Origin of the sequence: Streptomyces sp. NPDC058697, assembly GCF_042715345.1 — a bacterium.
Taxonomy (GTDB): Bacteria; Actinomycetota; Actinomycetes; order Streptomycetales; family Streptomycetaceae; genus Streptomyces; species Streptomyces liliifuscus.
The window spans coordinates 228424-251374 of record NZ_JBHXSU010000010.1 but is presented as its reverse complement, the minus strand read 5'-3'; the positions used below and the strand labels follow the sequence as shown (position 1 = coordinate 251374).

The following is a 22951-nucleotide window of genomic DNA, read 5'->3' as shown; positions in this document are numbered from 1 at the left end:
TCACCGGGTTGCCTCCTTCGACGCAGGTGCCTCGGCCGAGGGAGGGCTCTGAGCCGGTGCGGCGGTGGTTTGGGCCGGACCAGCGGGAGCCCGGGGCGGGGCCGGTTCCGGTCGCGGAACGTCGGCCATCGCGGAGTCCCCGAGATACGCCTCGATCACCTCGGGAGCGACGACCACCTCGGCGGGCGTGCCCTCCGCGATGACGCCGCCGCTGGAGAGCACCGTGACGCGCTCGCACAGCGACATGACCAGGCCCATGTTGTGCTCGATGAGGACGACAGTGGTGCCGCTGTCACGGATGGAGCGCACGATGCGGGCGAGCTGCTGCACCTCTTCGCCGTTCAGCCCGGCGGCCGGTTCGTCGAGAAGCAGCAACCTGGGCCGGGAGGCCATGGCACGGGCGATCTCGATGCGCCGCTGGATGCCGTACGGGAGGGAACCGGGCGCGGCCTCGGCGAAGTCGGCGAGCCCGAAGCGCTCCAGGAGTTCCTGGGCCTGGCGGCGCAGCTGCCGCTCTCGGCGTACGACTCCGGGCTGCCACACCGCGTACTGCCAGATGGTGTACGTCCTGGTGCGGTCGAGGGCGACGAGGATGTTCTCCCGGACGGTCAACTGGCCGAACAGACGCAGGTTCTGGAAGGTGCGGGCCACGCCGAGGAGGGAGAGCGCGTACGGACGGGCGGTGGTGGTGGCGCGGCCGACGAACCGCACCTGCCCCGACGTGGCCCGGTAGAAGCCGCTGATCACGTTGAACAGGGTGGTCTTGCCGGAGCCGTTGGGTCCTACGATGCCGCGGATCTCGCCGGGCCGGACCGTGAGGGACACGTCGTCCAGGGCGCGCAGTCCGCGGAAGTCCTTGGTGACGGACCGGATTTCGAGGAGAGGCTCGTGCCCGGCGTCGCGCGTCTCGACAGCCTCGTACGGCTGGAAGGGGCGCAGCCGGGCACGTTCCTCGGTGTCGCTCCGTCGCCGTCGGTTGGCGAACTCCCTTACGCGGGAGGGGATTCCGGCGAGGCCGGTCGGCGCGAAGACGACCATGAGGACGACCACCACGCCGTATCCGAGCTGTGCGTACGTCGAGAAGTCGGAGAGCCACTCGCGGATCAGGGTCAGTCCGACCGCGCCGACCACACAGCCGACGAGGGAACGCCGGCCGCCGATGATGACCATGGCGAGCAGGATGAACATGTTGCCGATGGAGAAGGTCTCCGGGGCGACATAGCGGATGAGGCCCGCGTACAGCACTCCGGCCAGGCCCCCGTACAGGCTGGCGAGCAGGAACGCGGTCATTCGCAGCAGTGGGATCTCCGCGCCCATGGCGCCTGCCGCCAGGGAGTCGTCGCGCATCGCGCGCAGCCGTCGCCCCAGGGACGTACGGACGACGAAGAGCCCGAAGCCGAGGCCGAGCGCGCAGACCACCAACTCCAGGTAGTAGTAGAGGTATTCGCTGGAGAGGTCGATGCCGGGCAGGGTGGGCAGCGGGATTCCGGAGATGCCGTCGGCGCCTCCGGTGACCGAGGCGTTGGTGATCCAGTTGATGAAGCCGAGTGCCAGGCCGAGCGTGACGATCCCCAGGTAGTGGGACTGCATGCGCAGGGCCGGTATCCCGACGAACAGGCCTGTCGCGACGGTTGCGAGTACGGCGATGACCGCCGCCGCCCAGAACCCGTACCCGGAGTCGGTGGTCAGGATGGCGAGGGTGTACGCGCCGACGCCGAAGAACGCCACCTGGGCGAGGTTGATCTGCCCGGAGACGCCCATGGCCAGGCCCATGCCGATGGCCAACAGGGCATAGATGAGCGCGATGTTGACGACATGGATGGAGTAGCTGCCCAGGCCGTACGGCAGCAGCCAGGCGGCCACTGCCAAGGCCCCGAGGCCTCCGACACGGAACTTCACGCGCGGCTCACCGTCCTCTCCCCGAAGACGCCCATCGGGCGGATCATGATGGCGGCGGTGAAGACCAGGAAGGTCACGAGCACCGAGTAGCCCTGGAAGTGGCCGGCCGCGTAGGAGTCGAGGACGCCGATCGCGAGTCCGCCGACGACCGCTCCGGGGATGGACCCGAAGCCGCCGAGCATCGCGGCGGCGAAGCCTTTGATGCCGAGCGCGCCGCCGAGCGAGGCGTCGACGTACAGCATCGGCCCGACGAGACCGCCGGCCAGGGCGGCCAGGCCCGCACCGATGGAGAAGGCGAGGGCGTTGCTGCGGCCGACGTTGATACCGACGGCGGTGGCCGCCTCGTGGTCCATGGCGACAGCCTGCATGGCCGCACCGCGCTTGGTGCGTGCGAGGAACCATGCGAGGCCGAGCACGGCGAGGGCCGCCACGGCCATCACCAGCAGGTCGTACGTGCGCACGCGGACCCCGAACAGGTCGAGCGGGGCGGACGGAACGGGTGAGCGCACCGCCCGTCCGGTGGTGCCCCAGATCAGGATGGCGACGGCCTGCAGGACGATGCCGAAGCCGATCGTGCCGATCAGCATCAGGTCGAAGTCCTTGTTCTCCAGCGGCCGCAGCACCCGCTCGATGACCAGACCGATCGCGGCCGTGACCGCGATGGCCACGACCATGGCGACGGCGAAGGGCAGTTTGGAGGTCAGGTAGAAGGTGGAGGCCGCGTAGGCGCCGATCATGGCGATGTCGGCGTGGGCGAAGTTGACCAGGCCCATGGTGCGGTAGACCAGGGAGAACCCCATGGCGACCAGGGCGTAGACCGCCCCGAGACTCAGGCCTGAGACGAGTGTCTGCAGTGTCTCTTGCACGTCAGTGCTCCCGGTGCCTACTGCTGCGGGACGAGCTTGCCGTCGCGGATGACGCCGATGGTGGTCTTGGTGATGCCGACTCCCGTCTCGTCGTACTGGAAGTCGCCGAGCAGGCCCTTGTACCGGGTTGCGCGGATGGCGTCCGCGAGTTCCTCGCCGGTGGCGGCGTTGCTGGTCTTCAGCGCGGTCAGCAGGATGTTCGCCCCGTCGTAGGCCTTGGCCCCGTGCATCTCCGCCTCCTCGTCGTAGGCGGTCTGGTACGCGGCGGCGAACTTCTTCGCGGCGGCGCTCACGTCGTTGCTGAGATAGGGAGAGCTGACGATGGTGCCCTCGACGGCTTCCTTGCCCGCGGTGTCGATGAAGACGGGGGTGCCCTGAGGTGCGGCGCCCGCGAAGGGCGCGGTGATGCCCAGGTCCCGGGCCTGCTTGACGATCAGTCCGGCCTCGACCTCCTCCGAGCCGATGAAGACGACCTCGGGCTTGGTGGACCGGATCTTCGTCAGCGCGGCGCTGAACTCCTTCTGGTCGGTGGTGACCACCTGGTCGGTGGTCGGGGTGACACCGAGCCCTTTCACGGACTTGAGGAACGCGTCGTGCTCGCCCTTCCCGAAGGAGCCGTTGTTCGTGATCATGGCGATCTTCTTGTAGCCCTTGTCCTTCACCAGGTGCTGGGCGAGCGTCGAGTCGTAGGTGGTGCTGGTCGGTCCGTTGAGGAAGAGGTACGGGCTCTTCAGCGCGACCAGGCCGTCGGACTGGCCGGAGGTGATGTTCGGGATCTTCGCCTGTTGGAGCACCGGTCCCATGGCGATGGTCACGGCGCTCTCGGCCGTGCCGATCATGGCGACGTACTTCTCACTGACCAGCCTGCGGGCCAGGTTGGTGCCGGTGGTCGGGTCGCCCTGGTCGTCGAAGAGCTTCAGCTGGATCTTGCGGCCGTCGATGCCGCCCTTCTTGTTCCACTCGTCGACGGCGAGCTTGGCGCCCTTGTACTCCCAGTCGCCCAGTGAACTGAGCTGTCCGCTCTGCGCGTTGACGACGGCGACCTTGATGGGTCCGGACGACGCCTTGGTGTCGTCGGCCGATTCGCCGGGTGCGCTGCACGCGGTGAGGGCGGCGGCCAGCGCGGCGGCGGTGCAGACGGCGGCTCGGGTGGTGGTGCGTGGTCGTGGGGTACTGCTGCGGGTCATGGGGTCACCTCGTTGTGAGCGGACGGGAAGGTGCGGGGAGGTCAGTCGGCGAAGGACCCGCGGTAGATGTCCTTGATGTTCCAGTGGCCCGGTGTCGGCACGGGTTCGTTGACCATCGGTACGTCGATGACGGCGGGCCTGCGCCGCGCGATCGCGTCGGCCAGGGCCTTGGAGAGGTCGGCGGGGGCGGCGACGGTGTATCCGTCGGCGCCGCAGGACCGGCCGAAGGCCGCGAAGTCCGGGCTGTAGGGCCGTCCTTCGGCGTCCGTGAACTCGCAGCCGTAGGACCGGCCGAACGACGAGGCCTGGAGGTCGGCGATGGTGCCGTGGGCCCGGTTGTTCATCACCACGAAGATGACGGGCAGGCCCTGTTCGACGGCCATCGGTACGGCGGGCAGTTGCGCGCTCATCCCGCCGTCACCGATGAGTGCGACCACCACGCGGTCCGGCTGGGCCATCTGCACACCGACCGCGGCGGCGGGGCCGAAGCCCATGGTCGAGGCTCCGCCGGGGGTGATGAAGCGTCCGCCGTCGGGGAGTTCGTAGCACTGGGCGACGCCGTTCTTGTTCCAGCCGACGTCGGTGACGAGCACCGCGTCGTCGGGCAGCGCCTCACGCAGGTCGGCGAGGATGCGCTGGGGGCGGAGGGGAAAGTTGTCGCTGCGGCCGTCCTCGCGGGCGGTGTCGAAGACGGCCCGGCGGGCGGTGACGATGGTTTCGCGCAGCCCGTCTCGGGTCAGCGGCTGCGGCCTGACGGTCCGTACGGCCTCGCCGATGGCCCGTACCGCGTCTCCGACATCCGCGACGGCACCGATCTCGACGGGATAGTTGCGGCCGATCTCTGCGGGATCGATGTCGATCTGGATGAGCTTGCTCGGCGGGCTGTGCTTGTCACCGAAGGTCCAGGTGTACGCCGGATTCCACGAGCTGGCGTCGGTCTCCGCGAAGCGGGTGGCCAGCGCGAGGACCACGTCGGCGCCCTTGGTGTACTCGTGGGTGGTCTCCAGGCCCCAGAAGCCGGGCATGCCGAGCAGCAGGGGGTGACTGTCGGGCAGGGTGCCCTTGCCCATCAGGGAGTGCGCGAGCGGGATGTCGAGGTGCTCGGCGAGGGCCAACAGGGCCTGGCGGGCTGCCGGTTCACGCAGTCCGCCCCCGAAGTAGATCAGCGGGCGTTCGGCGCTCAGCAGCGTCCGGGCGATGCGCTCGGCGGTGTCCCGGTCGAGCGCGGGGAGCGTGGTGCCTCCGGGCAGCGGATACTCGCCGGCGTACTCCTCGACCTGTCGGTTGAACAGGTCCATCGGGATGTTGACGAGCACGGCTCCCGGCCGCCCGGAGGTCGCGGTCCAGAAGGCCCGTTCCGTCGTGCGGGCCAGATCCTGGACGCGGTGGACGTTCCAGGCTCGCTTGGTGAAGGGCCGGTAGATGGAGGTCTGGTCGGCGTCCGCGTGGAGGTTGACCTCCTGGTGCGGGTGGCGGCCGGCGTAGTAGGAGGGGATGTCGCCGGAGATGACGATCAGCGGGATCGAGTCGAGGGCGGCGGTGGCCACTCCGGTGACCGCGTTCATCATGCCGGGGCCGACGTGGGTGAGCAGGACGCCGGGCTTTCCGGAGGCCCGGGCGTACCCGTCTGCGGCGTGCGCCGCGGCCTGCTCGTGACGGGCGATCACGAACTCGATCGAGCTGGGGCCGAGCGCGTCCAGCAGGGCGATGTTGGTGTGGCCGCAGGTGCCGAAGACGTACTCGACGCCGTACGACTCCAGCTGGGCGGCCAGGGCTTCGGCGGCGGTCACGGTCATGCGTCGGTCTCCCCGTCGGTGGAGGTCGTGTCGATGAGGGTCGGAGCGAGGGAAGTCGCGTCGCCCCACACGGACAGGCCGCGGAGCAGGAGGGTCTTGACGACCGTGTAGTCGTCGATCATCGAGCGGGGTGTCTCGCGGCCGAACCCGGAGTCCTTGACCCCGCCGAAGGGGACATGGTCGAGGCGGTAGTTGGAGCTGCCGCCGGCGATCAGCGCGCCGGTCTCCAGCTCACGCCAGGCGGTGATGATCCGGCCCATGTCGCGGGTGAAGAGCCCCGCCTGCAATCCGTAGCGGCTGGTGTTGCAGGCGTCGATGACCGCGCCGAAGTCGTCGTACGGAAGCACCGCGACCAGCGCCCCGAAGACCTCGTGGACCACGACCGAGGAGTCCGGCGCCGGGTCCGCCACGACGGTGGGCGCGGCGGTGGCGCCGTCCCGGGTGCCGCCGCGCAGCACCCGGGCGCCGGAGCCGGCGGCCTCGGCCGACCAGCGCACCACGCGCTCCGCGGCCTCCTCGTCCACCATCGCGCCCACATCGGTGGCCGGATCGAGCGGGTCGCCCACCTTCAGGGTGTCGACGGCTGCGGTGAAGGCGTCGAGGAAGGCGTCGTAGCGGGAGCGGTGGACGTAGACACGCTGGACGGAGACGCAACTCTGGCCGGAGTTGCTGTATCCGGTGCGGGCGCACTCCTTCGCGGCCTGCCCGATGTCTGCGTCCTCGCAGACGATGGTGGCCGCGTTCCCGCCCAGTTCGAGGACCAGGCGCTTGGCCCCGGCCGCGCGGGCGACGGCCCGGCCGGTCGCCGCGCTGCCGGTGAAGCTGATGACGGCCACCTCGTCGGCCGCACACAGCAGTGCGCCCACCTCGGCGCCGCCGTGCAGCAACTGCACTGCCTGCGGGGGCATGCCCGACTCAAGGAGCAGGGCCACGATCGCGGCGGTGGCGGCCGGCGCCTGCGGCGGGGCCTTGACGAGGGTGGTGTTGCCCGCGGCGAAGGAGGCACCGAGCTTGTGCGCCAGGAGGTTCGCGGGGGCGTTGAAGGGGGTGATGGCGAGGGCCACCCCGGCCGGTGCACGATAGGTGAAGGCGGTGTTGCCGACGCCGCGTTGCCAGCCTGCGACGGGCAGGGTCTCGCCGCCGATGTGACGCGCTTCGGAGGCACACACCGCGAAGGTGTCCGCGACCCGGTCGATCTCACCGAGTCCGTCCTTGAGCGGTTTGCCCAACTCCAGGGCGAGAAGGCGGGCCAGCCCCTCGCGGTGGGCCGAGGCGGCGCGGGATGCTCGGTCCAGGATGTCCGCGCGCAGAGCGGGGGCGAGGCCGGCCACCGTGCGGGCCGAGAAACGGGCATAGGCGAGGGCGCGGGAGACTTCCTCCCCCGTCGCGGTGGTCGTTCGACTGACAACTCGGCGCAGATACGGGCCTGTTCGGGTCACCGCGGGACCGTTGCCACCCCACTGGCCGCCGACGTAGGGAGGCGCTTCGGCCACCGCCGCGTCCGTGCCGGCTTTGAGAAGGGAATCGAGCATGAGATCTCCCAGGAAACCGCTAAGTGGTACTGGTGGACTGCTCTGTGGGTCGGCGTGTAACGTACGGGCGCCAACTCGCGGTGACAAGAGGGCCGTTCGAGGAAGTTTCGAAGCGGAGGGAGAAGGCGCGTGAGTGAGACCGACCATGAGGGGGCGGCCGAGGCGACCGGGGTGCGCAGTGTGCGCAGGGCTCTGGACATCCTGGGACTGCTGACCGAGGATCAGCCGACGGTCACGCTGAGGGAGATCGTCGACGCCACCGGCCTGGCGAAGACCACGGTGGTCCGCCTGGTGCAGACCCTCGAACAGTGCGGTCTGCTCTGGGACACCCCGGCCGGCTACACCGCGGGTCCCGGTCTGTGGCGCTGGGCGCATCTCGCGCACACCAGCTGGGAACTGCCCCGTGAAACCCGCAAGTTGATGCGCGAGCTGGCCGAGGAGCAGCAGGAGACGGTCAACCTCTTCATGCTGCGCGGTCTGTCCCGCGTCTGCGTGGCCCAGCAGGAGAGCCCACAGCCGCTGCGCCATGTCGTACGGGTCGGCGACGAACTCCCGTTGTGGGCGGGCGCCTCGTCCAAGATCCTGCTGCGTACGGCCCCCGACGCCCTGCTGCGCCGGATCGCGGCGGGCTCCCCGCACGGAAAGGGACATGCCAGGCAGCTGCGGGTGTGGGCGGACCTGGCCGCGGAGCGCGGCTTCGCGGTCAGCCGGGGCGAACGCGACGAAGGCCTGACGGCCGTTGCCGTACCCGTCGTCGGCCGCAGTGGAGCCGTCGTCGCCTCCCTCTCGCTCAGCGGACCCAGCCACCGCTTCCCCGAGTCCACCGTCGAGCGGTTCGCCACCGCCCTCACCGAGGTCGCCCGGCAGATGTCGGAGCAGGGCTTCGACCATCCGCTCAGCCCGACGAAATGACCACGCGGCAGAAGGCGCCGCAGCCGCCGCAGAAACTGCACGAACTCCAGGAAGCACAGAAGCCGCAGGAACCGCAGGAACCGCAGAAGGAGCCGGTGCATGCCCGAACGACCGCTCTCAGGAATCCGCGTACTCGATCTCACCAATGTGCTCGCAGGACCGTACTGCAGTTACCACCTCATGCTCCTCGGCGCCGAGGTCGTCAAGGTCGAACAGCCGGGCAGGGGCGATCTCGCGCGGAGTCTCGGCCCTGATCCGGAGCTGAACCGGGCCGGTATCGGCGCATCGTTCCTCGCCCAGAACGCCGGCAAGAAGTCACTCGCACTCGACCTCAAGGACCCCGGCGACCGGGCCGATTTCGAGGAGTTGGTGCGCGGCGCGGACGTTCTGCTGGAGAACTTCCGGGCCGGGGTGCTGGACCGGATGGGATACGGTGCCGACCGGCTGCGGGGACTCAATCCGCGCCTGGTCAGCTGTGCGATCACCGGCTTCGGCCAGTCGGGGCCGATGAGCGCCGCTCCCGCCTACGACCAGATCATCCAGGGCCTGTCGGGGATGATGAGCATCACCGGCACCACGGACACGGCCCCGCTCAGGGTGGGTTTCCCCGTGTGCGACTCGCTCGGCGGCCTCGGCGCGGCCCTCGCGATCAGCGCGGCTCTGCTGGGACGGGAGAGGACCGGGCGAGGGGCGCGGCTGGACGTCTCCATGCTGGAGGTTTCCCTCTCCGCGATGGGCTGGGCCGTCTCCAACTACCTGGTCAGCGGGGTGGATCCGGAACCGATGGGCGACCAGAACGCCACCGCGGCCCCGTCCGGGACCTTCGAGACCGCCGACGGAGGGCTGAACATCGCGGCCAACCGGCAGGAGCAGTTCGTCACGCTCTGCCGTCTCGCCGGACTCCCCCACCTGGTCGACGACCCCCGGTTCGCCGAGCGCGAGGCACGCAAGCGGCACCGCGCGGAACTCAACACCGAACTCAATGCGGCGCTGCGCCAGAAGTCCGCTCTGGAGTGGGAGGCGACGCTGTCCGCGGCCGGGGTCCCGGCGGCCCGCGTCCTGACGGTCCCCGAGGCCGTGGAGCTGGAACAGCTGGCGCACCGCGGGTTCTTCACCGACCTGCCCTATCCGGACGGCTCCGGCCGCACGCTGCGGGTCAGCGGCAACGGCGTCCTGGTGGACGGCGAACCTCTCTCGCCGGACGCCCCTCCTCCACTGCTCGACCAGCACCGCGAGGAGCGGGAGCGGCTGATCGCACGCTGGCGGGCGCACGGCCACGCCGCCGAAGCGCGGGCGTCATGACGGCCGGGCCGCAGGACGGCCTGGTCGCGCAGTGGTGGGCCACCGCCGTCAGCCGGGTCGAACCCGGCATCATCGAACTGCGCGAACACCCGGTACAGGACCTGATCGGCCATGCGACCTTCGTCGAGACGATCTGGCTGATGCTCCGGGGCGAACTCCCCCGCCCCGAGCAGGCCGGACTCCTGGAAGCAGCCCTGGTGGCAGGCGTCGACCACGGACCGCAGGCGCCCTCGATCGCCGCCGCCCGGATGGCCGCCACCTGCGGAGTGGGGCTCAACAGCGCCGTGGCCACCGGGGTGAACATGCTCGGCGACGTGCACGGCGGGGCAGGCCAGCAGTGCGTGCAGCTGCTGAGTGAGATCACCGAACGGCACGGCCAGGGGCGGGAGTTCGACCTCGCCGTGGCGGAGGTCGTCGGCGAGTGGCGGGGCCGCTCGCGCTATCTGCCCGGGTTCGGCCACCGCTTCCACCCCCGCGACCCGCGCCGTGACCCGCTGCTCGCCCTGGTGGACCAGGCCGTGGCGGACGGCCTGGTCAAGGGCGCCCACCTGCGGGCGGCCCGCGCCGTGGAGGCGCAGCTCAACCGGGGGCGCGAGGGACGCAAGCCCGTGCCCATGAACATCGACGGCGCCACCGCCGTCATCTACGCCGAACTGGGCTTCGCCGCGCCGCTGGCCCGCGGCCTCTTCGTGCTGAGTCGCAGTGTCGGAATCCTGGCGCACGCCTGGGAGGAGACCGGGCAGGGGCGCCGCAACAAGAGCCCCATGCCACCTTCCATGGTGCCGGTCCACCTGGCGGCACCAACAGCGCGTCCGTAGCGCTTGGTTGACCCTCACCGCTCGAAAATCCCCTGTCGCGTGTCTTGTCATGGACGCACCGCCGTCCCTAACGTGACCTCCCATCACACGAACCCATTACGTGGATTGAGCAACCCATCTAGCGGACCTTGATCGAATCGAGGGAACTGAACGATGGAAAGACGCTCCTTCCTCCTGACAGCCGCGGCAGGCAGCGCGGCCACCGTCTCCTCCCTGGCACCCACCGCCGAAGCGGCCTCGAAAGGCGCCCCGAACGCGTCCTCGGGCCTCGCGCTCCCGGTGCCCCCGCAGTCCGCCGCGCTCGGCACCACCGGCACCAACTGGCCCAAGGTGGGCGGCAATTACGGCAACCAGAACCACTCCACGCTCCGGGACATCACCCCGCAGAACATCAAGAGGCTCGGCGGGGCCTGGCACATCAACCTGGAGGGCGGCTCCACCAGCACGTACCAGCAGTGCACGATCGTCGTGCAGGACGGCGTGCTGTACGTCGAAACCACCCAGCAGAACGTCTTCGCCGTCAACGGCAGGACGGGCAAGGTGATCTGGAAGACCAACCTCGGCACCGAGACCACGAACATGCGCGGTGTCGCCGTCGCCGAAGGCAAGGTCTTCACCATCTCCGGCGCCAACATCGTCTACGCCCTCGACAAGAAGACCGGGACGATCGTCTGGCAGAAGCCGCTGATCGTCGACGACAACGGCGGCGACGACGGCTGCGACAACGACAGCAGCCAGTGCGGCGGCAACAGCGGCGGACTGGCCGGCGCGGTCGTGCACTGGGACGGCCTGGTCTACATCGGCACCGAGGGCTCCACCGCCGGCGCGCGCGGCCGCGGATACGCGCTCGACGCCAGGACCGGCAACGTCGTGTGGACCTTCTGGGGCCCGCCCGGACCCGGGGAGTTCGGGCACGACACCTGGGAGGGAGACTCCTGGAAAACCGGCGGAGCGGTCCCCTGGATCCACCCGGCCGTCGACCCCGAACTCGGCCTGGTCTACTGGACGTTCGGCAACCCGTACCCCCGCACCGACGGCTCCTCGCGCGGCGGCGACAACCTCTTCGCCAACTCGATCGTCGCCATCGACGCCAAGACCGGCAAACGGCGCTGGCACTTCCAGTCGGTCCACCACGACATCTGGGACGCCGACAACGTCATGGCGCCGGTGCTCGCCGACCTCCTCATCGACGGCAAGAAGCGCAAGGTCGTCGTCTACGGCTCGAAGACCTGCTGGTACTACATCCTCGACCGCCGCACCGGCGAGGCGATCCACGGCATGGAGGAGCGGCCGGTCCCGCAGCACGCCCTGCAGAAGACCTCGCCCACCCAACCCTTCCCCGGCGGCGAGCCATTCGTGTCCCCGTATCCGGAGCTCGACAAGACGACGCGGCCCGTACCCTTCTACCCGACCGGCGGCCTGTACGAGGTCTTCTGGGACCGGGCCACCATCCTCTTCCCCGGAGCGGGCGGCGGAGCCGACTGGGGCTTCCCCTCCTTCAGCCCGAGGACCGGATACGTCTACGTCGGCTACGGCCTCGTCAACTCCTCCTACTCCAACACCCGCGGCGGACGCGTCAACACAGCCCGGCCCCTCGGCGAACTGTTCGGCGGCGGCTTCGTCGCGGTGGACCCCCGCACCAACACGGTTGCCTGGCGAAATGAGGGCCCCTGGTCACTGGCCCACGGCAACGGCATCCTCACCACCGCGGGCCGAGTCCTCCTCCAGGGCCGCCCGGACGGTGTCCTCGAAGCGATGGACGACACCGACGGAAAGACCCTGTGGACCTGGCAGTGCGGCGCCGGAGTCAACACCATCCCCGTCTCCTACGAAATCGACGGCGAGCAGTACATCGCCGTGCTCGCCGGAGGCAACGGACTCCCCTTCCCCGACATCCCGCGGGGCGACCACCTCTGGGCGTTCAAGCTCGGTGGCACAGTCGAGCAGGCGCCCGCACCCACTCCCCCGTCCCGCCGCAACCAGATCCGTACCGCCGCCGTGACCGGTGCGACGGCACACAACACCGTCACCCTCGGCCGCGTCTGGAGCAGCGCCACGGGCGCCCCCGGCGCCACCGAGAACACGGTCGCCCAGAACGCCATGGCGCCCCAGCACCTGACCGTCCCGGCCGGCACCACCGTCACCTTCACCAACCCCGCCGACAACCGCCAGGCCCACGGCGCAGTGGCCTTCTTCGACGCGGAGTTCGACACCGGGCTGCTGATGCCGGGCCAGTCGTACACCTACACCTTCGGCAAGCCCGGCGAGTACTTCTACAACGACCCGGCCTTCCCTCAGTCCACCGGCAAGATCGTCGTCCAGTGAGAGGAACGGCCGCCATGACGTCCAGAACACGTCCAGCACGTACGACAATGTCCGTAGTGGCCGCGGTCAGTGCCACGCTCCTCATCGCTCTGGCCGCCTTCTTCGGCCTCCAGCACCAGACGTCCGCGAACCAGGCTTCCGCGCGAGGCGAAGGCAGACCCACCGGAGCCGGAGCGCAGGAACTCGGCGACCCCGACTACGGGGTCTGCCGCGGCACCAGCGCCAAGTGCTACCACGACTGGGACAACTTCTCCCCGGCCACCGACGGCTACCGGGTGCTCCTCTACACGCGGACCGCGGGACCCCGCCACGCGAACCTCGGCCCCGCACTCGGCGCCGGGCTCAACCCCACGCTCGCCGACACCAACGTCGTACAGAACGCTCTGGTCAAGATGGGCACGGCAAACGGCTTCACCGTCGACTGGACCGAGGACGTCACCCAACTCTCCTCCCCCGCACGGCTCTTCCGGTACAACGCGGTCGTCTTCTACTCCACCAGCCGCGACACTCTCGACGACGCCGCGCAGACCTCCCTGCGCCAGTACGTCCGCGGCGGCGGAGGCTTCGTCGGGATCCACAACGCCTTCGGCACGGAGTACAACTGGCCTTGGTACGAGGGCCTGTTGGGCGGTGCGAACTTCTACGACCACGGACCCGACCAGCGCGGCACGGTCGTCGTGCAGAACCGCCGTGACTCCTCCACCTCGGATCTTCCCGCACGCTGGGACTTCACCGACGAGTGGTACAACCTCGTCCCGGCCCCTTCGAAGGTCCGCGTCCTGGCCTCCGTCGACGAGTCCACCCTTGCCGAAGGTGTCACGGGCAACCAAGGCCACCCCGGACATGGCAGGCACCACCCGGTCGCCTGGTGCCAGTACTACGACGGCGGACGTGCCTGGCTCACCACCCTCGGCCACGACGCCAAAGCCTTCTCGACCGACGGCTCGTTCCCCGGTGCCGAACAATTCCAGAATCTGATCCTCGGCGGCATCGAGTCCGCCATGGGCAGAACCCCGTTCTGCCGGGCAAGCTGAATCGCTCCACCAGCCGCGGTCGGCCAAAAGGACCATGAGGACCAGCGTGCCGACCATCCCACTTCATCCACTTGCTGATCGTCCGGCTCGGCATCAAGGTCCGTTACCGGCCTCTTCGGGGTGTTGACGGATGTGCGCGCTCAGTTGCCGAGGCCGGCCAGGAACGCGGACGGGTAGCGGTCACTGCACGCCACCCCGGCGGCACTGCCTTCTCGATCTCGGCAATGGCGTCAATGGTGAGATTCCCCTCCACCGCAGGCACCGCCTCGGCCAGTCGCTCGCGGGTGCGGGCACTGACCAGCGGAACAATGCCCTCGCCGCCCTGTGCGGCCGCCCAGGCAGTGGCCAGTTGGGCGACCGCGCGGCCGTCGCCAGGGTCGGCTCTGTGGCCGGAGGCCAGTGCCCGGGGATGAGGCCGCGGCCGAGGAGCGAGCCTGCTCAGGCGTTCCTGGATCGCTTGACGTTCGGCTTCTCCGCGGGCGTGGGTCTACCGAAAGGCGTTGGAGTCGTGGTGCGACTCGATGGGCAGGCGGCGGCCTCGGCAGCGTGTCGCCCAGGCGGAGCCATCAACACACTTCACCTTCTCGTTCGGGATGATCTCCGCGCGGAGGATGTACTCCTTCCTGAGTTCGTAGAACTGATCGTGGGCGGACGGCACGATGGCGAGGGTGGAGCCGTCGCACAGCTTGAGCATGTAGATCTGCTGGAGGCGTGCGTCGCTCGGCTCGAAGCGTTTGGTTGCCGCCTTGGAGTCGGGCCCCGTGTTGCGTTCTCTGTAGACCTTCAGGGCCTGGTCGGTGGAGGCGCTGCGGGACAGCGCCTTCCGGCGCCGGTGCCGCCGGTGGTGAAGAAGTCCTCGAAGGCGTCGGCGACTTGACTGGGCGCCGGCTGTGCCGACCTCACCCTCGACGGCAGCGGGCGGGGAAGCCGACACCACACGGTCCCTGCACGAGGCCCTCCCGCAGGAACCGTGTCTCACCTCGAAGGCCTGTCGGTCGATCAGAAATCGATTCTGTCGCCCTACCTCGGCATGCCCGTGTGTGGCTTGAGGAACGTCATGGGCTTGACCAACATCGCGGTAGAGGACTTCCAGCCGTCCGCCGCGTTCGTCGCCCAGCAGGCTGCCGGCCTCGTCGTCGGATCCATGATCGCTCGGAGTGCAGGCTTTACCACAGGTCCGAACGCGCCAAGATCCGCAGCGAACGCCGGCAACACTGCGGCCGCCTACATCCCAAAGCCGCCCGATCAACCCCGGTAACGTTCATGACCTAGGCACTGGCCGGCTGTGCAGGCGCCGGATTCCGCGTCACCCTGCACAAGATCGGCGGCGCCATGGTCGACTCCTGTAGTTTCAGCAACACCAATGGGGACTCCGAGGCCTGCTGAAGCCTTACTGGTACCGGCTCTCCGAGAACGACGGCAAGGACCACACATGACGGACGCGCCCATACGCATCGGACTGGCCGGCTACGGCTTCGGCGGCAGGTATTTCCACGCGCCGTTGCTCGCCTCCACGCCGGACTGCGAGTTCCTCGGGGTGGTCACCGCCTCGCCCGAGCGCCGCAAGCAGGTGGCCGACGAGCTGAACCGGCCGGCGTACGACTCGCTGGAGGCGCTGGCCCGGGCCGGAGCCGAGGCGGTCGCGATCTCCACCCCGGCGGACACCCACGTGCCGCTGGCCCAGGAGGCGCTGAGGCTGGGCCTGGCGGTGGTCTGTGACAAGCCGTTCGCGCTCGACGCCGCCTCCGCGCGGGAGACGACGGAGCTGGCGGAGCAGCTCAGGGTGCCGCTGACGGTCTATCAGAACCGGCGCTGGGACTCCGACTTCCTGACTCTGCGCCGGCTCTTGGCCGAGGGTGCGCTCGGCACCCTGACCCGCTTCGAGTCGCGTTTCGAGCGGTTCCAGCCCGAGCCCGGCCCGCCGGCCGCGGGCGGCGGTACCCTGCTCGACTTCGGCAGCCACCTGGTCGACCAGGCACTCGTCCTGTCCGGTCCGGTCGAGCGGGTGTACGCGGAGATGCGGAGCCGCGAAAACGGCGAGGGGCTCGACGAGGACGTCTTCGTCGCACTGACCCACCAGAGCGGTGCCCTGTCACATCTGTCCGGCAGCTGGCGACAGGGCGCCCCCGGCCCGCGCTTCCGCGCCACCGGGACCACGGGGACGTACGTGGTCGACGGCGTGGACGGCCAGGAAGACCTGCTGGTCGCGGGCGCCTCCCCGGCCTCGGAAGGGGAACGCTGGGGCATCGAGCCCGAGCCGCGCTGGGGCCAGGTACTGCGCGGCGACCACACCGAGCCCGCACCGTCCGCCCGCGGCGAGTGGGACCTCTTCTACCCTGCCTTCGCCGCCGCGCTCCGTGGCACCCGGCCGTTGCCCGTGGACCCCTGGGACGCCGTGACCACCGCGACCGTACTGGACGCCGCGCGCACCAGCGCCGCCACCGGCGAAGTCGTACGCCTGCCCTGACCCCTCGGGCGGCGGCACGACCGCCCCTCGCCGCGCAACTCCGGCAAACCGGATAATGCGGATATCTCAGACAGCAAGGTCGACGCCCTCGCTGCCCGGCAGCGAGGGCGGACGGCGACCATCCTGTCCTGACACCCCGGACTCGGACCTTGCCCCGGGACCTGACCCGCCCTACCGCGTCGTTCACCGTGAGGCGTGTCCGGGAGCCGTCGCGAGTGCCTCTCCTCCCGCCGGGACGAGCCCCGCGCGGCCGTGGCCAACCGTCTACGAGTCGGCGCACCACTCCCAGACGTTGCCGCAGATGTTGCACAGACCGAAGTCGCTGTGCTTGAACGCGTGGACGGGCGCCGTGCCGCGGTAGCCATCGGCGGTGGTGTTCTTCGCCGGAAACGCCCCGCGCCAGATGTTGCACCGGTATTCGCCCGCCGGGTCGAGTTCGTCGCCCCACGGATAGCGGCGCTGTATGAGGCCACCGCGCCCGGCGTACGCCCATTCCGCCTCGGTGGGCAGCCTGGCCCCGGCCCAGCGGCAGTAAGCGTTCGCGTCGTTCCACAACACATGGCCCACAGGATGGTCGACCCGGTCGGTCACCGAGCTGCCCGGCCCTTCGAGCCTGGACCAGTCGGCCCCGGTCACACCGCACCACCCTGGGGTGTGCGGCAGGCGAGGCACGCCGCGGCGCAGTGCCGCGGGCAGAAAGCCAGCGAAGACGTACGGCCAAACAGGACCGTTCGGCCTCGGTGACGTACGCCGAACTCCGCCAAGGCAACCATCACTTCAGCTCGCCTCGCTCGCGCCTGAGGTGCAGTCGCTGTAGTCCAAGACGAGGTCGGGGAGCTGGGGACCATCCCCGATGGTGCGGGGATGGTCGCCAGAAGCGCCGCACCGTCACCGGCTTCCTCGGCGGACCCCGGACCGCCATCGTGGTGAGCAGTGGCAGGCAGAACAGGAGGCAGCACACGGCGACTGATCCGGCCCACAACGCCACCTCGGCCAAGCCCCGCTGTTCACGCACGGTTTCGAGCCCCTCGACGAGCGCACCAAGGTCCTGGCCCGGATCGACCCCGCGGAGCCGTCCCGGGCCGTGCTGGCCACGACGCGCGGTGACGCGTTGGCTCAACTGCACGAACGGCCTGATGCGGGCTTCGTATGCGGCGAACGCGGCGGTCACGTCCTCTCCGGCGGCGGGCAGCGACTGCGCCAGTGTCGATGCCCCGAGGAGGGTCGCGTGGGCTCCGAGACCGGAGAGGGGGTCGATGCAATGGGCGGCATCGCCGACCAGCACGATGCGCCGGGTGTGCCAGCGAGGCAGACGGAACTGCGAGAAGCGGGTGAGGTCATCGGACGAATGCCCGGCGAACAGTCCCAGCAGGCCGGGCTGTGCGGCGTTCCGTTGTATCCGCCATTCAGCGTCGCCGTTGGTCGGCCCGGAGTTCGAAGTCGCCGTAGCTGTTGTCGACGGGGTTGACGGTGACTCCGGGGGCGACGATGTCGTCGATGGCGTCGAGTACATCAGTGGACAGTGCGACGTCGGCGGCGGGCAGGAAGGCTTCCAGCTGTTCCATGGTGCGCGGTCCGATGATCGCCGAGGTGACGCCGGGGTGGTGGATGACGAAGGCGACGGCCAGTTCGATGAGGGTGAGGCCGGCTTTCTCCGCCAGGACGGCGAGCTGCTCGACGGCGTCCAGCTTGCGCAGGTTGGCGGGGGTGTTCATGTCGAACCGGGCCTGGGGACGTGCTGCAGACGCGGGGCTCTCGGTGGCGTTCTTGCGGTAGCGGCCGGAGAGCCAGCCGCCCGAGAGGGGGCTGTAGGTGAGGGTGCCCATGCCGTGGCGGCGCGCGGTGGGCAGCACGTCCTCCTCGATACCACGGACGAGGATCGAGTACGGCGGCTGCTCGGTGACGAACCGCTCCAGGTTCCGTTCCCGCGAGGTCCACTGGGCCTCGACGATCTGGGAGCCGGAGTAGGACGAGGAGCCGATGTAGCGGATTTTTCCCTGGTGGACGAGGTCGGACAGGGCGCCGAGGGTTTCGGCGACATCGGTGTCGGGGCTGGGGCGGTGGACCTGGTACAGGTCGATATGGTCGGTGCCCAGGCGGCGAAGGGAGTTCTCAACCTCGCGGATGATCCAGCGCCTGGAGCCGCCTCGCTGGTTGGGGTCGTCGGGGTCCATTGGCATGAAGAACTTGGTTGCCAGGAACACGTCCTCGCGGCGGTCCTTGATGGCCTTGCCGACGATCTCCTCAGAGACTCCGGCGGAGTACACGTCGGCGGTGTCGACGAAGTTGATTCCGGCGTCGAGGGCGCGGTGGATGATGCGGATCGAGTCGGCCTCGTCCTCGTTGCCCCAGGGGCCGAACATCATCGCGCCCAGGCAGAGCGGGCTGACCTGGACGCCGGTGCGGCCGAGCGGTCGGTATTGCATGAAGAGGTTCTCCTGGTTCGTGGGGTCAGTCGTTCCCGGCCGGGACGATGGTGCCGGTGGTCGTCCAGCTGGCGAGCAGGTCAATGGCCTCTCGCTCTGGGGAGTCCGGTTCGGGGGTGTAGAAGTTGAGACGCAGGCCCGGATCGGAGGGCAGGTCCATGGCCTCGTAGGGCAGCGCGAGGTTGCCGACCAGCGGGTGGTGGAAGTTCTTGACGCCGGAGCGGTGGAACTTCACGTCGTGGCGGGCCCACCGATGAGCGAAGTCCTCGCTCCTGGTCGTCAGCTCTCCGATCAGGTCGGTCAGCGCCCTGTCGTGCGGTGCCCGGCCTGTTTCGGCGCGCAGGAAGGCGACCGCGTCGTCGGCTCCCTTGTCCCAGTCGACCCAGAAGCCTTGGGCCGCGGGGTCCAGGAACAGGAAGCGGGCGCTGTTGACGGGCCCGCGCCGGGCGAACAGCGGCGAGTCGAAGAGCGGCGCGTACAGGGCCCTGCCCAGGGCGTTGGCGGCCACAACGTCGAAGCGGGCGTTGCGCACGAATGCCGGTACGCCGGTCATCGAGTCGAGCAGCCGCAGGATGGTGGGCCGAACTCGGGAGGAGGTCGCGGTGGGCCGCCGACCAGCGGGAGTGGACGCGCGGGCCAGGTCGTACAGGTGGGTGCGCTCGGCCTCGTTGAGCTGCAGGGCGTGCGCCAGCGCTTCGAGGACGGAGTCGGAGGCGCCGCCAAGGTTGCCGCGTTCCAGGCGGACGTAGTAATCGACGCTCATGCCGGCGAGCAGGGCGACCTCCTCACGACGCAGACCTGCGACGCGACGGTTGCCGCCGTAGACCGGCAAACCGGCCTGTTCGGGGGTAATCCGGGCCCGCCGGGTGCCGAGGAACTCGCGGACCTCGGCGGCCAGGTTCTTCCTGTCAGTGGCGGCCACGGCCGGACTCCGCGCTGGTGTGCCACGGCGATCCCGGACGGCATCGCCCGTGGCGGAGGATGGCTTCGGCGGGGGCAGAGGCACGAGAAAACTCCTTCTGATCGGCATCATCTGCGCCGGCTCCTCCACGCTAGGCCGGTGGGCACGCGCCTGCGAGGTACTACCAGTACCTGGAAGAGCAGTGATGACTCTCACCTGCGCAGCCGCACGAGCCGCATCCGCCACGGCGCCGCTCGCCGCGCCGAGCCGACCGAGGAACATGTGAGGGTCGGTCATTCGGCCGTGTCAGCGGAAGGCTGGCGGGCGGCGGCCCAGGAGGCGAGGATGCGCAGCCCGTCGTGGGTGGAGGAACCGACTTCGGCCGTCCACACGACCAGTTGCTGATCCGGGTCCGTGCTGGCGCTCAGGGTGTCCCAGTCCAGCGAGAGTTCTCCGGCGACGGGATGGTGCAGGACCTTGGTGCCCACGCTGAGGGTGGCGACATGGTGGGCGGCCCACCACTTTCGGAAGTCGGCGTCCTGCACGGAAAGCTCCCCGACCAGCGCGGTCAGGCGCGGATCGTCCGGATACTTCGCCGCCTCCATCCGCAATTGCGCGACCGCCGTGCGCGCGACGCTTTTCCAGTCCGCATACAGTCGGCGCATCATCGGATCGGTGAAAAGAATCCGCACGTAATTGCGGTGCTTCTCCGTCACTTTTCCGAAGTCGGTGATCAGAGCCGCCGCCAGCGGATTCCACGCGATGACGTCCATGCGGCGGCCCATCACGATCGCCGGTGTTGAGGTGAGGTCGTCCAGGACCCTGCGCAGCTGCGGCTGGACCTTCTGCACCGCGCGGCGGCGCGGCTTGGCGGTCTCCTTGCCGGCCATGCCGAACAGGTAGCGGCGCTGGTCCTCATCAAGATGCAGGGCCTCGGCCAGCGTCTCCAGCACCGGCGCCGAGGCGGGCAGGCGGCCCTGCTCCAGGCGGGTGTAGTAGTCGGTGGAGATCGCCGCGAGCTGTGCGACCTCCTCGCGACGAAGCCCGGGCACCCGGCGCGGGCCGCCGCTTTCGGGCAGGCCGACGGCGCGCGGGGTCAGCTCGGCGCGGCGCGCCTTGAGGAAATCTCCCAGCTCGTTGCGGTTGCTGCTCATGGGCCCACTGTCCCACCCAAAACCGCGTCGGTGGGAGGGAAGGTTTCTTCCCTGGATGTTCTCCTCCCCGGAAGAATTTCTCCTCTGGGCGGACGGCCGGGCCACTGCAAGCCTGTTGTTGTGCGAGGACGCACCACGGTACGGAATCCCGCCCCGAGGAATACAGGAGACAAGGTCATGCAGGAATGCACCGCGGACAATTCGCGCCGCGCTGCGCGGGCAGATCCTTCAAAGGGTCGACCGCTTCGACGTCGCGTACTCCCGGTTCCGCCCCGATTCGCTCGTCTCGCAGATCGCCGCCGCGCCCAGCGGCGGCCGGTTCGTCTTTCCTGACGACGCCGTGGACCTCTTCGGCCTCTACGACCAGTTGGCGGCCCTCACGGACGGGGCGGTGGATCCGCTGGTCGGCCGCGACCTGGAACTCCTCGGCTACGACCCGGCGTCCTCCCTCACCCCCCCACCGCGCACAGCACGCGCGGCACACGCAGACGCCCGTCCGGCGTGGAGCAGGGACATCGGGTGGGACGGCCCGGTGCTGCGTACCCACCGTCCGCTGGTGATCGATGTCGGCGCGGCAGGCAAGGGCTGCCTCGTCGATCTCGTCAGCGCCCTGGTGCGGGAGGCCGGGATCACCCGCTTCGTGGTCGACGCCGGCGGCGACCTGCGCCATGCCGGCGAGCATCCGATCAGGGTCGGCATGGAGCATCCCGCAGAGCCCGGGCGGGTGATCGGGGTGGCGAGCGTGCGGGATGCGGCGCTGTGCGCCTCGGCGATCACCCGTCGCGCCTGGGGCGCCGGACTGCATCACGTCCTCGACGCCCGTACCGGCACTCCCGTGAACGACGTCGTGGCCACCTGGGTCGTCGCCGACCGAGCGGCCGTCGCGGACGCGCTGGCCACGGCCCTGTTCCTCACCCCGGCACACCGGCTCGCGGGCAGCTTCCCGTTCACGTGCGTCCGCATGCTCGCTGACGTCCGCACCGACACCTTCGGCGGCTTCGACGGCGCCCTGTTCACCACCGACCGGACCTGACCGGCCCCGGAAAGCCGGCCCACCCGACGCGTGCGGCATACAGCCGCACGCGTCCGCGACAAAGCAACCCTGCGGAAAGGGACACACCGTATGAGTGCGCTGAGCAGGAAACTCACCGTTGCCGCGATGATGGGCGTCTCCGCCCTCACGGCCACGGCCGGCTGCTCGTCCACCGACACCGAGGGCTCCCCGCCGTCCTCGCCCAGCAGCCCCAGCACCCCGGCGCAGGAGCGGAGCGGGAACGGGCAGTACGCGGACGGACGATACGAGGCGACCGGCGAGTACGGGAGCCAGGACTCGTCGATCGGCGTCACCCTCACCCTCGCCGACGACGTGATCACCAAGGTCACGGTCGAACCCCACGCGACCGACCCCACCTCACTCGACCTGCAAAAACGCTTCGCCGACACGATCCCCGACACGGTCGTCGGCCGCGACATCGACGAGGTGCACATCGATCGCCTCGCCGGATCCAGCCACACCCCCGAGGGATTCAACGCCGCCCTCAACCAGATCAAGGAAGACGCCGAGCAATAACACCCGCCTCGAAACAGGCCGTAATTCTGGACATGACCGACGGCATTCCGGAGAAAGTCCGCAAGCCGCAATCGACCCGATCGAGAGGACAGCGTGAAAAGCAGAGCATTGTGCGTGGCAGGGGCCATTTCGCTCACCCTTGGCGTCGTCGCGTGCGGCAACGACGCGACAGGGGACAATCGTTCCGCCTCTGGGGCGAAGCCTTCCGCGACAACCCGGGTACCAGGCCCGGCGAGCACCGAGAGCGTGAGCGGGATGAAGGTCAGCCTGCGCATCGGGGACACGACCACGGAAGCAACCCTGGCCGACAATGCCACCTCGCGGGCCTTCGCTGCCGTGCTCCCGGTGACGGTGGAGATGAGCGACATGCTGGAACGGGAACTGTACGGTTCGCTGCCCGAACCGCTCGCCACGGCCGAGAACGACCGGCAGACCGACTACCAGGCCGGTCAGCTGGTCTACTGGCCGCCTGGTCCCGGCCTGCCTGGCCTGGCCGTCTACTACGAGCATGCCGGCCCGCCGGTTCCGGCCCCCGGCATGGTGGTGCTCGGCGCGATCGATGAGGGCCTGGACGCCTTCGCCGGACACGACGGCACCGCCGAGGTCACCATCGACCGCACCGGCTGACCACAGCAAGGACCGGCCTGCACCGGACGGTCCTGCCCGAAGGGGGGAAGGATCCTTCCCCGGAAGAATCTCTCCTCTTTTCGGGTGCGCGAGGCGGTGCCAAGGTGGATGACGTGGTGATGAGGCCCTCTCGGA

General features: G+C 69.5%; 20 protein-coding genes and 2 pseudogenes. 10 read left to right on the top strand and 12 right to left on the bottom strand.

The features are described 5' to 3' along the window. From ACFWXQ_RS24800 to ACFWXQ_RS24780, 5 genes are read right to left on the bottom strand one after another with little or no spacing between them, the layout of a single operon-like run. Positions 1-1899 carry an ATP-binding cassette domain-containing protein gene (locus ACFWXQ_RS24800; protein WP_383950389.1) on the bottom strand — a complete coding sequence of 633 codons (1899 nt, stop codon included), beginning with the start codon at positions 1897-1899 and terminating at the stop codon, positions 1-3. Further along, positions 1896-2765: a branched-chain amino acid ABC transporter permease gene (locus ACFWXQ_RS24795; RefSeq protein ID WP_383382255.1), complete on the bottom strand. Its 870-nt coding sequence runs from the start codon at positions 2763-2765 to the stop codon at positions 1896-1898. The genes ACFWXQ_RS24800 and ACFWXQ_RS24795 overlap by 4 nt, the downstream gene beginning before the upstream one ends. 17 nt (positions 2766-2782) lie before the next feature. Then, positions 2783-3952: an ABC transporter substrate-binding protein gene (locus ACFWXQ_RS24790; RefSeq protein WP_383950385.1), complete on the bottom strand. Its 1170-nt coding sequence runs from the start codon at positions 3950-3952 to the stop codon at positions 2783-2785. Between the two features lie 41 nt (positions 3953-3993). After that, entirely contained in the window at positions 3994-5748 is a 1755-nt protein-coding gene (locus ACFWXQ_RS24785) for a thiamine pyrophosphate-binding protein (RefSeq protein ID WP_383950383.1), read from the bottom strand. Continuing rightward, positions 5745-7280, bottom strand: coding sequence for an aldehyde dehydrogenase family protein (locus tag ACFWXQ_RS24780; protein ID WP_383950380.1), 1536 nt, complete (start codon positions 7278-7280; stop codon positions 5745-5747). The genes ACFWXQ_RS24785 and ACFWXQ_RS24780 overlap by 4 nt, the downstream gene beginning before the upstream one ends. A 129-nt stretch (positions 7281-7409) precedes the next feature. Between ACFWXQ_RS24780 and ACFWXQ_RS24775 the strand changes: the two genes are divergently transcribed. The 5 genes from ACFWXQ_RS24775 to ACFWXQ_RS24755 all read left to right on the top strand — a co-directional run bounded on the left by ACFWXQ_RS24775 (position 7410) and on the right by ACFWXQ_RS24755 (position 13671). After that, positions 7410-8192, top strand: coding sequence for an IclR family transcriptional regulator (locus ACFWXQ_RS24775; RefSeq protein WP_383950377.1), 783 nt, complete (start codon positions 7410-7412; stop codon positions 8190-8192). A gap of 99 nt (positions 8193-8291) precedes the next feature. Next, a complete protein-coding gene (locus ACFWXQ_RS24770) occupies positions 8292-9494 on the top strand; it encodes a CaiB/BaiF CoA transferase family protein (protein ID WP_386269164.1) in 1203 nt (400 codons plus the stop codon). Beyond that, positions 9491-10312 carry a citryl-CoA lyase gene (locus ACFWXQ_RS24765; RefSeq protein ID WP_383954286.1) on the top strand — a complete coding sequence of 274 codons (822 nt, stop codon included), beginning with the start codon at positions 9491-9493 and terminating at the stop codon, positions 10310-10312. The genes ACFWXQ_RS24770 and ACFWXQ_RS24765 overlap by 4 nt, the downstream gene beginning before the upstream one ends. 153 nt (positions 10313-10465) lie before the next feature. After that, complete coding sequence (locus ACFWXQ_RS24760; protein WP_383954288.1) at positions 10466-12637, top strand: PQQ-binding-like beta-propeller repeat protein; 2172 nt, start codon at positions 10466-10468, stop codon at positions 12635-12637. A gap of 56 nt (positions 12638-12693) precedes the next feature. Next, positions 12694-13671 carry a ThuA domain-containing protein gene (locus ACFWXQ_RS24755; protein WP_386269161.1) on the top strand — a complete coding sequence of 326 codons (978 nt, stop codon included), beginning with the start codon at positions 12694-12696 and terminating at the stop codon, positions 13669-13671. A gap of 140 nt (positions 13672-13811) precedes the next feature. On the opposite strand, the pseudogene ACFWXQ_RS24750 reads toward ACFWXQ_RS24755, so the two are convergent. After that, a pseudogene (locus ACFWXQ_RS24750) lies at positions 13812-14109 on the bottom strand (aldo/keto reductase); the annotation flags it as partial. 49 nt (positions 14110-14158) lie between these two features. Continuing rightward, complete coding sequence (locus tag ACFWXQ_RS24745; RefSeq protein ID WP_383954292.1) at positions 14159-14605, bottom strand: hypothetical protein; 447 nt, start codon at positions 14603-14605, stop codon at positions 14159-14161. 36 nt (positions 14606-14641) lie between these two features. On the opposite strand from ACFWXQ_RS24745, the gene ACFWXQ_RS24740 reads away from it, so the two are divergent. Together ACFWXQ_RS24740 and ACFWXQ_RS24735 are read left to right on the top strand one after the other, a co-directional pair. Continuing rightward, positions 14642-14929 (top strand): hypothetical protein, encoded by a 288-nt coding sequence (locus ACFWXQ_RS24740; protein ID WP_383954294.1) that lies wholly within the window; start codon positions 14642-14644, stop codon positions 14927-14929. 174 nt (positions 14930-15103) lie between these two features. Continuing rightward, positions 15104-16138, top strand: a complete 1035-nt coding sequence (locus tag ACFWXQ_RS24735) for a Gfo/Idh/MocA family protein (RefSeq protein ID WP_386269158.1) — start codon at positions 15104-15106, stop codon at positions 16136-16138. A gap of 270 nt (positions 16139-16408) precedes the next feature. Here the strand turns inward: ACFWXQ_RS24735 and ACFWXQ_RS24730 are convergent. From ACFWXQ_RS24730 to ACFWXQ_RS24710, 5 genes and pseudogenes are all read right to left on the bottom strand, one after another. Beyond that, a pseudogene (locus ACFWXQ_RS24730) lies at positions 16409-16895 on the bottom strand (SUMF1/EgtB/PvdO family nonheme iron enzyme); the annotation flags it as partial. Between the two features lie 15 nt (positions 16896-16910). Beyond that, positions 16911-17651 (bottom strand): FAD-dependent monooxygenase, encoded by a 741-nt coding sequence (locus ACFWXQ_RS24725; protein WP_383954298.1) that lies wholly within the window; start codon positions 17649-17651, stop codon positions 16911-16913. Then, positions 17545-18564, bottom strand: a complete 1020-nt coding sequence (locus ACFWXQ_RS24720; RefSeq protein ID WP_383954300.1) for an aldo/keto reductase — start codon at positions 18562-18564, stop codon at positions 17545-17547. The genes ACFWXQ_RS24725 and ACFWXQ_RS24720 overlap by 107 nt, the downstream gene beginning before the upstream one ends. Before the next feature lie 25 nt (positions 18565-18589). Continuing rightward, the gene (locus tag ACFWXQ_RS24715) at positions 18590-19486 is read right to left on the bottom strand and encodes a helix-turn-helix transcriptional regulator (protein WP_386269156.1); all 897 of its coding nucleotides are present in this window, start codon (positions 19484-19486) and stop codon (positions 18590-18592) included. 272 nt (positions 19487-19758) lie between these two features. Next, positions 19759-20619 (bottom strand): helix-turn-helix domain-containing protein, encoded by an 861-nt coding sequence (locus ACFWXQ_RS24710; RefSeq protein ID WP_383946139.1) that lies wholly within the window; start codon positions 20617-20619, stop codon positions 19759-19761. A gap of 55 nt (positions 20620-20674) precedes the next feature. On the opposite strand from ACFWXQ_RS24710, the gene ACFWXQ_RS24705 reads away from it, so the two are divergent. The 3 genes from ACFWXQ_RS24705 (at position 20675) to ACFWXQ_RS24695 (ending at position 22816) form a co-directional block, all read left to right on the top strand. Next, positions 20675-21652, top strand: coding sequence for an FAD:protein FMN transferase (locus tag ACFWXQ_RS24705; RefSeq protein ID WP_383946142.1), 978 nt, complete (start codon positions 20675-20677; stop codon positions 21650-21652). Positions 21653-21742: 90 nt separating this feature from the next. Beyond that, a complete protein-coding gene (locus ACFWXQ_RS24700) occupies positions 21743-22189 on the top strand; it encodes a hypothetical protein (RefSeq protein ID WP_386269154.1) in 447 nt (148 codons plus the stop codon). 255 nt (positions 22190-22444) lie between these two features. After that, the gene (locus ACFWXQ_RS24695) at positions 22445-22816 is read left to right on the top strand and encodes a cyclophilin-like fold protein (protein ID WP_383946219.1); all 372 of its coding nucleotides are present in this window, start codon (positions 22445-22447) and stop codon (positions 22814-22816) included. The last annotated feature ends 135 nt before the right edge of the window (positions 22817-22951 follow it).

Excerpts from the sequence above, each read along its gene's own strand:
- ACFWXQ_RS24700 (WP_386269154.1), top strand. The coding sequence starts at position 21,743 with ATGAGTGCGCTGAGCAGGAAACTCACCGTTGCCGCGATGATGGGCGTC.
- ACFWXQ_RS24765 (WP_383954286.1), top strand. The coding sequence starts at position 9,491 with ATGACGGCCGGGCCGCAGGACGGCCTGGTCGCGCAGTGGTGGGCCACC.
- ACFWXQ_RS24770 (WP_386269164.1), top strand. The coding sequence starts at position 8,292 with ATGCCCGAACGACCGCTCTCAGGAATCCGCGTACTCGATCTCACCAAT.
- ACFWXQ_RS24710 (WP_383946139.1), bottom strand. The coding sequence starts at position 20,619 with ATGAGCAGCAACCGCAACGAGCTGGGAGATTTCCTCAAGGCGCGCCGC.
- ACFWXQ_RS24780 (WP_383950380.1), bottom strand. The coding sequence starts at position 7,280 with ATGCTCGATTCCCTTCTCAAAGCCGGCACGGACGCGGCGGTGGCCGAA.
- ACFWXQ_RS24790 (WP_383950385.1), bottom strand. The coding sequence starts at position 3,952 with ATGACCCGCAGCAGTACCCCACGACCACGCACCACCACCCGAGCCGCC.
- ACFWXQ_RS24785 (WP_383950383.1), bottom strand. The coding sequence starts at position 5,748 with ATGACCGTGACCGCCGCCGAAGCCCTGGCCGCCCAGCTGGAGTCGTAC.
- ACFWXQ_RS24720 (WP_383954300.1), bottom strand. The coding sequence starts at position 18,564 with ATGCAATACCGACCGCTCGGCCGCACCGGCGTCCAGGTCAGCCCGCTC.
- ACFWXQ_RS24735 (WP_386269158.1), top strand. The coding sequence starts at position 15,104 with ATGACGGACGCGCCCATACGCATCGGACTGGCCGGCTACGGCTTCGGC.
- ACFWXQ_RS24725 (WP_383954298.1), bottom strand. The coding sequence starts at position 17,651 with ATGTACTCGACGCCATCGACGACATCGTCGCCCCCGGAGTCACCGTCA.
- ACFWXQ_RS24695 (WP_383946219.1), top strand. The coding sequence starts at position 22,445 with ATGAAGGTCAGCCTGCGCATCGGGGACACGACCACGGAAGCAACCCTG.
- ACFWXQ_RS24760 (WP_383954288.1), top strand. The coding sequence starts at position 10,466 with ATGGAAAGACGCTCCTTCCTCCTGACAGCCGCGGCAGGCAGCGCGGCC.
- ACFWXQ_RS24705 (WP_383946142.1), top strand. The coding sequence starts at position 20,675 with ATGTTCTCCTCCCCGGAAGAATTTCTCCTCTGGGCGGACGGCCGGGCC.